Source organism: Marivirga harenae (assembly GCF_030534335.1).
Classification (GTDB): Bacteria; Bacteroidota; Bacteroidia; order Cytophagales; family Cyclobacteriaceae; genus Marivirga; species Marivirga harenae.
The window spans coordinates 569,153-582,976 of record NZ_CP130565.1 but is presented as its reverse complement, the minus strand read 5'-3'; the positions used below and the strand labels follow the sequence as shown (position 1 = coordinate 582,976).

Sequence of the window (13,824 nt, the reverse complement as noted above, 5' to 3'; positions counted from 1 at the left end):
TTTAACGTTCGATTTCTTGAAGTATTTGAATCAAAATACGAATAAAATGATAATAAGGTTAGTAAAAATTTTAATTATATTTTCAGTATTTTCCGGCAGTGTCGTGGGCTTAAAGGCACAGGACATATCTATAGAATTAGGACCTGACAGAATTGCTTTGAATCAAGTTTTTACGATTACGGTTAAAGTAGAAGGTGAGACCTTAAAATCTTATGATAAATTCCCAGATATTAACGGATTAGTGAAGAGAGGTACTTCCAGTAGTTCCTCTACTAATATCTTTAATGGTCAGGTGACCAGAAGTCAAAGTATTACCCAAAGCTATGTTCCAGAGAGGGAGGGAACGATCAATATCCCTGCTTTTAGTATTAATGTCAACGGCAAAGTGGTAAGTTCAGCCGGTAAGACTGTAGAGGTTGGGCCTGCAAAACAACAGAACCAAAACAGGCGATATGACCCTTTTGGGAGTGATCCTTTTGAAGATTTCTTTGGAAGAAGAGACGAGCCCGAGGAGTTTGTTGACCTCAAAGAAGATGCATTTTTTGCGTTGACTACTGATAAAGAAGAAATATATGTTGGTGAAGGAGTGAATACGACTTTGGCTTTTTATGTTTCAAACGAAAATAGGGCTCCTTTGCAGTTTCATGATTTGACAAACCAACTAACTAAAATTCTAAAAGAAGTAAGACCAAATAATGTCTGGGAGGAAAATTTTAATATTGAGAATATTGCTGGAGAGCCAGTTAATTTAGGGGGGAAGAGATATACTGTTTATAAAATATATCAAGCTACTTTTTTCCCTTTAGGAGAAGAGGATATCAAATTTCCAACAGTTGGTCTGGAAATGATTAAGTATCAAGTAGCAAAAAGCAGAAGCTTTTTCGGGCAAAACAGAAAAGAGAGTTTTAAGAAATTCTATTCTAAACCTAAAACGGTAAAGGTAAACCCTTTGCCAGATCATCCATTAAAGGATCAGGTTTCGGTTGGTGATTATAAATTGTCTGAAGATATAAACTCTACTGAGCTAAATACTGGCGAAAGTTTTCAATATGAATTTGACGTGAGGGGGACTGGGAATATTTCAGGAATTGCTGAACCTCAGCTTAAAGATAAAAAAGAGCTAGAAATATACTCACCTAATATAAGTGAGAACATTACTCGAAGTGGTGTATCAGTGAGGGGTTCTAAAGCCTTTCGGTATTATATGATTCCTAAAGAACCAGGAGAATATGATTTGTCTGACTATTTCCAATTCATATTTTTCAATACACGCACAGAAAAATACGATACACTAAAGCCAAATTATCAAATTAAAATTACGGGAGAAAGCATGGCTAACGTTAATATTGAACAAGCTTCTTCTGATGGGTTATTCTATGATCGAATCGATGAAATGTCCAATAAATTACAATCTCATCAAGCCACTGAAATCTGGAAATGGGTGTTTAACATATTTCTTATAGTGGCTTTTTCTGTTTCTTTGTTCATCTTGCTGAAAAAATCCTAAATTGCGCATCAATTTTTGTATAAATGAGCAATAGTTTCGGTAAAATCTTCAAAATTACTACTTACGGTGAATCTCATGGCGTAGGAATCGGTGTTATCATCGATGGTTGTCCTGCGGGTGTGAAGGTTGATGAGACATTTCTTCAATCTGAAATGCAAAGAAGAAAACCTGGTCAGTCTAAAATCACCACGCAGCGGAAAGAAGAAGATGAGGTAGAGGTTCTATCTGGAATATTTGAGGGAGTAACAACAGGAACGCCAATTGCACTTAGCATTCGTAATACTAATCAGAAAAGCAAAGATTACTCTCATATCAAGGATAGTTTTCGTCCGTCACATGCTGATTTCACTTATCAGGAAAAATATGGTGTACGTGATTATAGAGGAGGGGGAAGAAGCTCAGCCCGAGAAACTGCCGCCAGAGTAGCCGCTGGGGCAATTGCTAAAATGTTTTTAAGGCAAATTGGAGTTGTGGTTCAAGCATTTGTATCACAAGTGGGTGGTTTAAGGCTTCAGAGGGCTTATAAGGAAATGAATTTAAGTAAAGCGGAAGAAAATATTGTTCGTTGCCCTGATCCTGAAATGGCTGAAAGAATGATTCAGCATATAGATGAAACGAGAAAAAATAAAGATACCATTGGAGGAATCGTAAGTTGTGTAATCCAGGGAACTCCAGTAGGTCTTGGAGAGCCAGTATTTGATAAATTACATGCAGTGCTTGGTCAAGCCATGTTAAGTATTAACGCAGTAAAGGGTTTCGAATACGGTAGTGGGTTTGAAGGAGTGAAAATGTACGGTTCGGAACACAACGATCGCTTCGAAACAGAAGATGGAATAGTCAAAACAACTACCAATCATTCAGGTGGAATTCAAGGTGGAATTTCAAATGGGCAAGATATTTATTTTAATGTGGCTTTCAAACCTATTGCCACGATCATGAGTGATCAAGAGAGTATAGATAAAGATGGAAATAAAGTCACTGTGAAAGGCAAAGGAAGACACGACCCTTGCGTGGTACCAAGAGCAGTGCCTATTGTAGAAGCAATGGCCGCCATTACGATTGCGGACTTTTTATTAAGGGCTAAAACGAATAAAATTTGATGAAAAAATTACCACTACATATAAAAATTATAATTGGTCTGGTACTAGGAATTGCCTGGGCCTTTATATCTAGCTACTTAGGCTGGAACCAATTCACTATTGATTGGATTGATCCCTTTGGAACTATATTTATAAGAGTGTTGAAAGCAATTGCAGTTCCTCTGGTACTGCTCTCTATTATAAGTGGGGTTTCCAGTTTGACCGACATCAATAAATTAGGGAAACTAGGGCTGAAAACTATAGTATTCTATTTGATGTCAACTGTTTTGGCAGTAGGAATTGGATTGACTTTGGTCAATTTAGTTAAACCCGGAAAATTTGTCAATGAGGAACAACGAGTAAAAAACCGAATCAAATATGAATTATGGGTTAGTGAAAACCCTGATGTTCCACAGCCTAAAGATGGTCGGTCCTTTTTGCAGGAGCAGCAATATCAAGATTTAGTGAGTTCAACAATGAATGAGTCCGCCATGGATTCCTTGAAAAATGTAGCGGAAGCTTCTAACGCCAGAGTTGATCAGTTGGCAGAATCTGCAGATGAAACAAGTAGTCAAGGACCGCTAAAGTTTTTTGTGGATATGGTTCCCGAAAACGTTTTTGGCGCCTTTCACAGTAATGCCAATATGCTTCAAGTTATTTTCTTTGCTTTGTTCTTCGGGATTTGTTTAGCAATGCTACCAAGCAGTAAAGTAGCAGGGGTAATTAGTTTTGTAAACGGTGCCAATGAGGTTATTCTTAAAATGGTAGATATCATTATGAAAGCGGCACCCTTCTTTGTGTTTGCCTTGTTAGCGGGGGTAATTGCTAAAATGGCGGATACACCAGGAGAAGTACTACAAATATTTAAAGGACTGGGAAGCTATTCGATTACCTTATTGGTGGGCTTACTTTTCATGATATTTGTATTATATCCGTTGATTGTTTCAATCTTCATTAAGAAATTAACCTATAGAGAATTTTTAAAGCGAATCAGTCCGGCTCAATTTTTAGCTTTTTCTACCTCAAGTAGTGCCGCAACACTTCCTGTAACTATGGAATGCGTGGAAGAAAATATGGGAGCTTCAAAAAAGATTAGCAGTTTTGTGTTACCAATCGGTGCAACAGTTAATATGGATGGGACCAGTATGTACCAAGCGATTGCCGTGGTTTTTCTAGCACAATTACACATGGTAGACTTAACGCTAGGTCAGCAGTTGACCATAGTTTTAACAGCTACTTTAGCTTCTATCGGCTCTGCAGCTGTTCCAAGTGCAGGATTGGTGATGATGATCATTGTATTGAATTCAGTTGGGTTAAATCCAGCTTGGGTAGCCATTATTTTCCCAGTGGATAGAATTTTGGATATGTTCAGAACGGTGGTGAACGTTACAGGCGATGCTACTGTTTCTACATTAATTGCAAAGTCAGAAGGTGAACTAAATGTTCCCGATGACGTTCCTGCAAATAAATAAATTTAGAAAAATATAAATTAAGAAGATGAGTACACAGACACAACAACCTGTTACCATTTATATGGAAGCCAATCCGAATCCGAATTCATTGAAATTCGCTACTAACCAGATGTTGGTGCCTGAAGGTGATTCCTTTGATTTTCCATCTATTGAAGACACAGCTCAAGCGCCATTAGCAGAAATTCTTTTTCACAAAGAATATGTAGATAGAGTATTCTACATGAGTAATTTTGTGACGGTTACCAAAAAGCCAGAATACGAATGGGTAGAGATACAAAATGATGTAAAGGATACCATTAAGGAGTTTTTAGAGTCTGGTAAGCGAGTAATTGAGTTACAAGCCAAAGATCTATTTGAGGAAACTAATACCAGCGAGAATGCAGAGTTAGAGGAGCAAATTAAAAATATCTTAGAGGAATATATCAAGCCGGCAGTAGAGCAAGATGGTGGAGCTATTTCTTTTCATTCCTACGATAAGGAAGCTCAAAAAGTAAAAGTTCTATTGCAAGGGTCATGTAGTGGATGCCCCTCTTCTACAATCACGTTGAAAGCTGGGATTGAAAACCTGCTGAAAAGAATGTTGCCGAATGATGTGAAGGAAGTAGAGGCGGAAGGCGTTTAAATTATTGATTTAGATTTTAAAGCAGTTAGTGAAAGTATTCATGACTGCTTTTTTATTTTTTAGCGAATTATATAAAAAGTCTGTCGGATTGTAGAATTGAAATGATGCACGATAATCACTTTGGTGCTAGTAAGGCATTTAAACCGGACAGGACTTTTTGCATTTGGTAATCTTATAGAACGATTCTTTAAAAATATTTGTAGATGAAAAATATCAGACCCTTTCATGTTGCTTTCCCGGTTACTGATTTAAAAGCGACTCGCCAGTTTTTCGAAGAAGTTTTAGATTGCAAAATCGGGCGTACTTCTGAAAGATGGATTGACTTTGATTTATATGGACATCAAATTACAGCACATCTCACTAATGAGCCTATTCAAGAGCCAGCCGCTAATCCGGTAGATGGAAAATCAGTTCCTATCAAGCACTTTGGAGTTATTTTGGAGTGGGAACAATGGCATCAACTGGCAGATCGATTAAAAGAAGCAAAAACAGATTTCATAATTGAACCCTATATTCGTTTTAAGGGTGAAGCTGGTGAACAAGCTACCATGTTCTTCTTAGATCCTAGTGGCAATGCACTAGAATTTAAATCCTTCAAGAAAGACGAAGATATCTTCGCTTCATAATTTTCTCATACGAAATGCAGATTAACAAAACCGATAGCTTAAGCTTTTGGTTATGGCCTATATTACTTTTTGGAAATGGAGCTAAAAGAACTATATCGACTGGTAAAGCGTGGAGAGGGCAACAGATTGGAGTTTAAACGAAAAGCTGCTCATCCTGAGAAGATTGTGCGTGAATTTGTCGCTTTTGCTAATACCAAAGGAGGAGATATCTTAATTGGTGTAGATGATAATGGAAATATTCCAGGAGTAAAATATGCTGAGGAGGAGATATATGTCCTGGATAAAGCACTTGCCAACTTATGCAAGCCTAGATTACAATACGAGTACACGATCATCCCATTAGATGAGCATGAGAGCAGAGCAGTAGTACATTATGAAGTGGCCGAAAGTACAAAGAAACCTCATTATGCCTTGCCTGATGAAAATGCCGAGTGGGGAAAAGCTTATGTACGCTTGGCAGACAAAAGCATACAAGCAAGTAAAGAAGTCCGGAACGTAATTAAGTTTTCTAGACGGAAAAATGCTAGAGTGCTAGAGATTAATGAGAAGGAGAAACTACTCCTCAAGTATTTAGGTGAGTTTGATAAAATAACGGTCAGTCAATTTCAGGAATTGGCTAAACTGAATAGATACAATGCCTCAAAAATCTTGGTTAATTTGGTAGTCTCCAATGTTCTCATGATTCACCCATCCGATAAAGAAGACTCTTTTTCTATGCAGCCTATTAATTTTGACCATTAAAAAGGGCCTAATCAAATTCAACAAAAATCAATTCATTCCTTAATTTCTACACTTCATCCCAACCAAATTAGAGTTGGGTAAGTATTAATTTATAAAAGCCTTCAAATACCGCAACTTTGAAAAAAACAAAAGCGGTATGAAATATTTAATCCTAACAGCCTTATTTTTATTTACTTCGATAGTTTACGGACAGACAGTAATCAAGGGAATCGTAACAGATAAAAGCGGAGAGACATTGCCTGGTGTCAATATTTACATTGAAGGAACTTATGAAGGAACATCAACTATTGCTGATGGAAGTTTTCGGTTCTCTACTGAAATTACAGGCGAAAAAACCCTAGTAGTTCAATCTATTGGTTTTAAAAAGGAAACCTTAACAGTCAACTTAACAGGTGAGCCTTTAAATTTTCAGTTCTCATTGAAACAAGCCATTGATCAAATGAAAGCTGTGACTATAACAGCGGGGGCCATGGAAGCTTCTGATGAAAGAAAAGCTGTGGTATTGAAGCCTATCGATATAGTGACCACTCCATCTGCTATTGGTGATATAGTGGGGGCTTTTCAGACTTTGCCTGGAACAAGCACTGTAGGTAATGACGGCAGATTATTTGTCAGAGGTGGAGATGCTTCAGAAACAGCTATTTTCATAGATGGATTAAAAGTGAGCAATGCCTTTGGGACGACCGCGGGAAATGTTCCCACTCGCACTCGATTCAGTCCGAATATGTTTAAGGGTTCTTTTTTCTCAACTGGAGGTTATTCAGCTGAATACGGGCAAGCTTTATCCTCAGCACTAGTTTTAAATAGTATTGATATGCCAGTTAGAAGTCAGGCAGATATTAGTTTAATGTCATTAGGCGGAGGGGTTTCGCAGACTTTAGTGGGCAAAAGGAACAGTATAACTGCAAATGCTAATTACTTTGATTTGGGTCCTTATCAGCAATTGATCGAGCAAGATTTCGACTGGAAGCGTGCTCCCAATAGTTGGGATGTCTCGATATTAGGCAGACAGAAATGGGGAAATAGTGGTATGATAAAAGCTTTTTTCCAGAAAGAATCAAGTGGTATGCAGCTTTGGCAGTCTCAACCGGGTAGTTCCGACAGAGGTCAATTAATTAAGATCAACAATGATTATAATGTAGGTCAAGTTTCTTTCAAGCAGGTAGCTAAAGATGATTGGAGTTTCACTGGTGGATTCGGATATACCCAAAATAGCGATTTCTTCGATATTGATGGCTTGGAAGTGCAACAAAATACTCAACTTTTTCATGCAAAGGGAGTCGCTATAAAGGATTTTTCAGATGCTTTTTCAACCAAACTTGGGGTAGAATCATATTGGAATAAGTATGAGGAGACCTTAGTTTTAGAAGATCTGAGCAGAAGTTTTGAGGATCCTCAAGTCAATTTATTTGTAGAATCAGATTATTATTTGAGCAATAATTTGATAGTTAGAGCAGGACTAAGAGCAGGACATAGCCAATTAATTAAAGACCAATGGTTTGATCCTAGAGCTTCCTTAAGTTATAAATTTAAAAATGAAGGACAACTGTCTTTGGCATATGGTGAATTTAGTCAACTTCCAGAATCTAATTTTAGAGTACTCAATAATGATTTAGGTAATACTGAAGCAAGCCATTATATCTTAAATTACTTCATTGCTAAAAATAACCGAACATTTAGGGCTGAGGCTTTTCATAAAGAATACAATAATTTGATTACCTATAACGGAACAAATCAAAATCCCACTAATCTACAAGTGAAAGGAGATGGTTACGCCAAGGGTATAGATTTCTTCTTTAGAGACAGAGAAAGCATAAAAAATACAGATTTTTGGATTACTTACAGTTTTGTAGATTCCAAGCGACAATTCAATCACTTTCAATCACTGGTTCAACCAAGTTACGCACCGCGCCATAATGGTTCTGTAGTGGTCAAGCATTTTATAACTGCTTTAAACTCCCAATTAGGAGGTTCATTTTCCTTGAATGATGGCTACGCTTATACAAATCCAAATATTGATGGGGAACAAAATTCAAAAACCCAAAGCTTTCAATCATTGAGTTTGTCCTGGAGCTATCTGCCAAAACCCTATTTAATAATACATTTTGCCTGCAATAACGTATTAGGAAGGGACAATAGGTTCGGATATCAATATGCGAATCAGGCCAATGAAGAAGGTGTTTTCGCTTCTTCTCCTATAATGCAAGGAGCTCCGAGATTTCTGTTTCTGGGAGTGTTCTTAACCCTTTCCAAAGATAAAAGTGCTAATCAATTAAATAACTTATAAAAATATGATGCAGAAGCTGATAATTAATTTCACTAAAATCTATCTAATGGTAAATGAAACAGATAGATACAAAACTTTCACATTTTAATAGCCTAAGAGGCACTATTTAACATCTAAATCTTAATAATTATGAAAACTAAATTCACATTACTCGCAATTTTATTTTTAATGTCAAGCTCGTTATGGGCTTTTGATCCGGCCTATAATTCAGCTATGGAAGCACAGCTTAAAGCTATGAATGAGTCAACTACACCCGCAGATTTTAAGGCCGTGGCAAATGGGTTTACCAGAATAGCTCAAATGAACCCTGATAAATGGTTGCCTGATTATTATGCTGCTTTAGCATATACAAGGGCAGGATTTATACTTGAAGGAAATAAAAATGCTCAGGACGATAATTTCAAACTTGCTGAGAAAGTTATTGATGAATGCATAGCCAGAACAGGTGAAAATGCAGAACTGGTTGCACTGAAAGGGTTTGCTTTAATGGGTGAACTTGCGGTCGATCCGCAGACCAGAGGACAACAATTATCTGGATTGGTCATGCAAGCCTTTGGCAGAGCATTAAAGCTTGAGCCGGAAAACCCACGAGCAATGGCCATGATGGCTCAGATGCAATTAGGAATGGCTAGATTCTTTGGAGAAGGACCTGAGAAGGCTTGTAGCTTGGCAAAGCAAAGTCTTCAATACTTTGAAAATGAAGGCAGTCAGGACTCTTCTGATCCGTTTGCACCTAAGTGGGGAAAAGAGTCTGCGGAAGCTGTAATTGCTTCATGTAAATAGTAAAAAAACAGATATTAGAATCGGTATAGTCATGGCTTCAGGTTCTTTAAATTGACTTCTAAAACTAGGAAACGAAAATTAAAGTCATTCAATATTCTGATAATAGAGAACCTACAATACCAGTTATTTTTAATCGCTGACTGAATTCCTAAAATCCATAATACTAAATGTCTCTGTTGGAATTATTGTATTCCGGCAGAGACTTTAAAACAAAACTGTATATTTGAATCAATGACTACTAAGGCTACAACATCTCCTTCTTCTGTATTTGGAAATTTGAAAAGGTTCTTAATCCTGAATCTAGGAATTTCTGTTGTATTGGTGTTCATATTTTGTCCGAGCTGTTTTTTTAAGCTCGATCAAATGAAATACATAGTTCCCAGTTTTGTCAATGCACTTCTATTGTCATCCACATTGTCCTATGGAGGGTTTCTTGTCGATAAGCTTTTTGAAAAAAAATTCAAATGGGTTGAGAAACCTATTACGCGATTGATTGGCACCTTAATTACATACTCGATTTATTCTTTTTTGGCAAGTTTTGTCGTAATCACCAGTTATGTTTGGGTACGAAATTCCGAATTGACATTTGAAGAATTGAATTTACTTCATTTTGCTAAAGAAGCTTTAAACCCTGTTTTTATTGCGGTAATAATTAACAGTATTTTTACAACCAGATCGTGGCTGATGGAGTGGCGAAAGTCTGTCTTAGAAGCCGAGCAACTAAAAAGAACTGTTTTAGCAAGTCAAAACCAATCCTTAAAGGACCAGCTAAATCCTCATTTTCTATTCAATTCTTTGAATACCCTAAATAGCCTGGTTTTTGAAAGTCCTGAGAGATCCTCAAAGTTTATTCAGCAACTTTCAAAGATTTACAGATATGTATTAGAAGTACAAAGCGAGGAATTAGTACCGCTAGAAAAGGAATTGAATTTCGCAAAAAATTACTTAGGACTTCAACAAATACGGTTTGAGGATAAATTGAAATTTGAAATTTCGGTACAAGATATAGCTTCTTATCATTTACCGCCCTTGTCTTTACAATTGCTTTTGGAGAATGCTGTAAAGCATACGACTGCAAGTGCTGCTCATCCACTGATTGTAGAAATTAAGCAAGATAAGGATTGGTTGTTTGTTATAAACAATTGGAGACCAAAGAAAGGCGATCAAAATAATACAGGAATTGGGCTCGAAAATATAAAGAAAAGATATCAATTACTGGGAGAACACAAGTTGGAAGTGGATCAAAATGAAGATTTCTTTACAGTTAAATTACCTTTACTAAAATTGGAGGAATGAAAATATTAGTCATCGAGGACGAAAGACCGGCTGCGACAAGAATAATAAATTTGCTGAGAGAGTTATTACCGACTGCTGAGATATTTGGACATATCGATAGTATTGAAGAATCAATAAAATGGTTGAATTCGAACCCTGCACCTGATTTGATTTTGAGTGATATTGAATTGGCTGACGGTCAAAGTTTTGAGATTTTTAAGCAATTGGATATTAAGAGTCCTATTATTTTCACGACTGCTTATGATCAGTTCGCAATTAAAGCATTTAAGCTAAATTCCATTGATTATCTACTTAAACCTATTGATCCTGATGAGTTGGACATAGCTGTTCAGAAGTATAAAAATCAATTGAAACCAGCTGCTATAGATGTTCAATTGTTGCAATCCATGATCCAAGGCGATCAGAAGCAATACAAAGAGCGCTTTATGGTCAAGGTTGGGGAGAAAATCCATAGTGTTCCAACAACTGATGTCTCATTTTTTTATAGTGCTCAAAAAGCTACTTTTATTCAAACCTACGACCAAAAAAAATATCTCATTGATCATACGCTTGATCAATTGGAATCGGAAATGAATCCTAAAGAGTTTTTCAGGTTAAACAGAAAATATATTGTAAGCTTGAACGCAATAGAAGAAATCATCACCTACTCTAACAGTCGGCTGAAAATAAATATAAAGCACTGCACTGATAATGATATTTTAGTTAGCAGGGAAAAGGTGGCTAACATGAAGAATTGGCTAGATCAGTGAAAGAACACAGTGGTTTATTGGAACTGAAAGTAGATAGATACGCTATTTGTCACCAATTCATTAATAGGGCTGCTGTAACTATTCTGCCTTTCAAAAAGTGCATTGGTCAAACCTCTTGAAAAACGGATTTCTGGGGAGAATTTAAATAGTTCGTAATATATGTCTATTCCAAAGCCGATTTCCAAAGCCAAATTAAATGTATTGATTAGTAAAACATCTTCATTAATTTCGGAAGGTCTTTTACCGCTTACTTCAAATGAGGGTTTTGCACCTCCAATCATGTAAGCTCTGAAGTTCTTTCTTCTTTGTGATTTATATTTTAATAATAGTGGTAATTCGGCATAAAAGGCTTCTTTCTTCCCTTGATAAGTAACTTCCTCTGCTCGATCGTAAGTGTTGTAATTTAGCGTATATTGATACAAACCTACTCCTGGCAGAGTTCTAAAATCTAAATATTGAGCAATTCTTAAATTGAAAATAAACCCAACAGTAAATCCTGGTGCACTTTCTGGTATTACTGAATGTAAAGAATCAAACTGATTGCTCAGGTAAGCTTCATTGTATCTAACCTTTAAATTAGCGGTATGGCCACCCAAATAGAAACCGTAATGAATTAAATCATTATCATAATTGGGTAAGTTTTCTTGCTCATAAACTTGAGATGATGCTTGAAAACTTATCAATATCGCTAGTCCGAATAATATTACTTTATTCCAGTATAGATTGAGCTTATGCCAAAGGTTAAAGGTTTGCATTCTGTATTTTTGAAGCTTAACTTATCCAATATCGAAGTAAAATCTTTTCCATCTGGAAATGACTTTACAGATTCAGGAAGATAAGTATAAGCCGCGTTATCTTTTGAAATTGTTTTTCCTAAAGTAGGTAAGATATTTTTAAAATAGAAATTATATAGCTGTTTAAATGGAAAGCTTTTTGGCTTAGAAAACTCCAAGACCACTACTTTTCCTCCCGGTCTCAAGACTCTAAACATTTCTGCTAATCCTTTTTCCAGATTTTCGAAATTCCTTACCCCAAATGCAACGATGATTGCATCAAACTTATTATCTTCAAATGGGAGATTTTCAGAGTCTCCAGAAGTTAGAGTGATTCTATCATCTAATTTCCTTTTCTTAAGCTTCTCTCGTCCAACGTTTAGCATTCCCTCAGAAATATCAACACCAGTTACATGGTCTGGATTTAATTTCAAAGATTCAATTGCGAAATCCCCAGTTCCAGTAGCAATATCCAAAATTTGCTTGGGTTGGATTTCCTTAAGAAGTTTTATGGCTTTTTTTCTCCATCTGATATCGATTCCTAAGCTGAGGAAATGATTAAGGAAATCATATTTGTGGCTAATGTTGTCGAACATATCTGCCACCTGTTGCTTTTTGCCTGTTTCCTTGTCTTTGTAGGGTAAAACTGTCATCTGAAATTGGATTTGCTGTTGTTATTGGGCTAACAGCATGTTTCGAAGAAATGTTTGTTCTGAGTAAAAATAAAACTGCCATGCCCTAATAATTGTGCATGGCAGCCTCATTTTAATGATTTCCAAATTATATAATCAACATAGCATCCCCATATGATAGGAATCTATATTTATTCTTAATGGCCTCTTGATATGCATTCATTACATTTTCATATCCTCCAAAAGCGGCTGCCATCATCAATAAGGTAGATTCTGGCATGTGGAAATTCGTCAATAATGCATTACAAATTTTAAACTCGTAAGGAGGGAATATGAAACGATCTGTCCAGCCTTCATTTTCTTTTAAATGATTATTGGCCGTTACAGAAGATTCCATTGAACGCATAGCTGTAGTACCCACCGCACAAACTTTTTTCTTGCTGTCCAAAGACTCGTTCACCAATTCTGCGGTTTTCTTCGGAACCTTAAAGTTTTCAGAGTCCATCTTGTGCTTGGTTAAATCTTCCACATCAACAGGACGGAAAGTGCCTAAGCCAATATGTAATGTAATGGGACTGGTTTTAATACCTTTCAATTCCATTCTCTTCAAGACCTGACGCGTGAAGTGCATTCCTGCAGTTGGAGCTGCCACAGCCCCTACTTCTTCAGCATAAATTGTTTGGAATCTTTCCCGATCCGCTTCTTCTACTGGTCTTTTTATGTATTTTGGAAGTGGGGTTTCACCCAATGAATCTACTAATTTGTAGAAATCTTGGTCATCTCCATCATACAAAAACTTGATAGTTCGCCCTCTTGAAGTGGTGTTGTCAATAACTTCAGCTACTAATTCACCATCTCCAAAATACAATTTGTTACCAACACGGATTTTACGAGCAGGATCAACTAATACATCCCAAAGGTGCATTTCCTTATTAAGTTCTCTCAAAAGGAAAACCTCGATTTGGGCGCCAGTTTTCTCCTTGTTCCCATAAAGACGAGCCGGAAATACTTTGGTGTTGTTGGTCACTAATATGTCACCTTCGTCAAAGTAATCAACAATGTCTTTAAAAGTTTTGTGTTCAATTTCACCGGTATCTTTGTGCAAAACCATTAGCTTTGCTAAGTCTCTGTCTTCTGCCGGATGTTGTGCCACTAATTTAAGTGGTAATTCGAATTTGAATTCTGATAATTTCATACTTAATATTACGGTATTAAGTGGTTAGGTTTAAAAATTTAAGAGGGCAAAGTTAAGAATAG

The 13,824-nt window shown here is 36.6% G+C and carries 13 protein-coding genes; 10 read left to right on the top strand and 3 right to left on the bottom strand.

Going from position 1 to position 13,824, the window contains the following annotated elements:
- The first annotated feature begins 46 nt into the window (after window positions 1–46).
- The 10 genes from Q3Y49_RS02535 (at window position 47) to Q3Y49_RS02490 (ending at window position 11,162) form a co-directional block, all read left to right on the top strand.
- Window positions 47–1,507, top strand: coding sequence for a BatD family protein (locus Q3Y49_RS02535; protein WP_303270668.1), 1,461 nt, complete (start codon window positions 47–49; stop codon window positions 1,505–1,507).
- Window positions 1,508–1,530: 23 nt separating this feature from the next.
- Complete coding sequence (aroC, locus tag Q3Y49_RS02530; RefSeq protein WP_303270667.1) at window positions 1,531–2,607, top strand: chorismate synthase; 1,077 nt, start codon at window positions 1,531–1,533, stop codon at window positions 2,605–2,607.
- Window positions 2,607–4,058: a dicarboxylate/amino acid:cation symporter gene (locus tag Q3Y49_RS02525; protein WP_303270666.1), complete on the top strand. Its 1,452-nt coding sequence runs from the start codon at window positions 2,607–2,609 to the stop codon at window positions 4,056–4,058. Before aroC ends, Q3Y49_RS02525 begins: the two co-directional genes overlap by 1 nt.
- Window positions 4,059–4,083: 25 nt before the next feature.
- Window positions 4,084–4,680 (top strand): NifU family protein, encoded by a 597-nt coding sequence (locus tag Q3Y49_RS02520; RefSeq protein WP_303270665.1) that lies wholly within the window; start codon window positions 4,084–4,086, stop codon window positions 4,678–4,680.
- Between the two features lie 203 nt (window positions 4,681–4,883).
- The gene (locus Q3Y49_RS02515; RefSeq protein WP_303270664.1) at window positions 4,884–5,306 is read left to right on the top strand and encodes a VOC family protein; all 423 of its coding nucleotides are present in this window, start codon (window positions 4,884–4,886) and stop codon (window positions 5,304–5,306) included.
- A gap of 75 nt (window positions 5,307–5,381) precedes the next feature.
- Window positions 5,382–6,047, top strand: coding sequence for an AlbA family DNA-binding domain-containing protein (locus Q3Y49_RS02510; protein ID WP_303270663.1), 666 nt, complete (start codon window positions 5,382–5,384; stop codon window positions 6,045–6,047).
- 136 nt (window positions 6,048–6,183) lie between these two features.
- Window positions 6,184–8,334, top strand: a complete 2,151-nt coding sequence (locus Q3Y49_RS02505; protein WP_303270662.1) for a TonB-dependent receptor — start codon at window positions 6,184–6,186, stop codon at window positions 8,332–8,334.
- A 129-nt stretch (window positions 8,335–8,463) separates the two neighbouring features.
- Window positions 8,464–9,117 carry a tetratricopeptide repeat protein gene (locus Q3Y49_RS02500; protein ID WP_303270661.1) on the top strand — a complete coding sequence of 218 codons (654 nt, stop codon included), beginning with the start codon at window positions 8,464–8,466 and terminating at the stop codon, window positions 9,115–9,117.
- Between the two features lie 363 nt (window positions 9,118–9,480).
- Complete coding sequence (locus Q3Y49_RS02495) at window positions 9,481–10,413, top strand: sensor histidine kinase (RefSeq protein ID WP_303270660.1); 933 nt, start codon at window positions 9,481–9,483, stop codon at window positions 10,411–10,413.
- Entirely contained in the window at window positions 10,410–11,162 is a 753-nt protein-coding gene (locus Q3Y49_RS02490) for a LytR/AlgR family response regulator transcription factor (RefSeq protein ID WP_303270659.1), read from the top strand. Before Q3Y49_RS02495 ends, Q3Y49_RS02490 begins: the two co-directional genes overlap by 4 nt.
- Window positions 11,163–11,176: 14 nt before the next feature.
- On the opposite strand, the gene porT is transcribed toward Q3Y49_RS02490, so the two are convergent.
- From porT to queA, 3 genes are all read right to left on the bottom strand, one after another.
- Entirely contained in the window at window positions 11,177–11,917 is a 741-nt protein-coding gene (gene porT / locus Q3Y49_RS02485) for a type IX secretion/gliding motility protein PorT/SprT (RefSeq protein WP_303270658.1), read from the bottom strand.
- Window positions 11,866–12,588: a bifunctional demethylmenaquinone methyltransferase/2-methoxy-6-polyprenyl-1,4-benzoquinol methylase UbiE gene (ubiE, locus tag Q3Y49_RS02480; RefSeq protein ID WP_303270657.1), complete on the bottom strand. Its 723-nt coding sequence runs from the start codon at window positions 12,586–12,588 to the stop codon at window positions 11,866–11,868. The genes porT and ubiE overlap by 52 nt, the downstream gene beginning before the upstream one ends.
- Before the next feature lie 127 nt (window positions 12,589–12,715).
- Window positions 12,716–13,762, bottom strand: coding sequence for a tRNA preQ1(34) S-adenosylmethionine ribosyltransferase-isomerase QueA (queA, locus tag Q3Y49_RS02475; RefSeq protein WP_303270656.1), 1,047 nt, complete (start codon window positions 13,760–13,762; stop codon window positions 12,716–12,718).
- Between the last annotated feature and the right edge of the window lie 62 nt (window positions 13,763–13,824).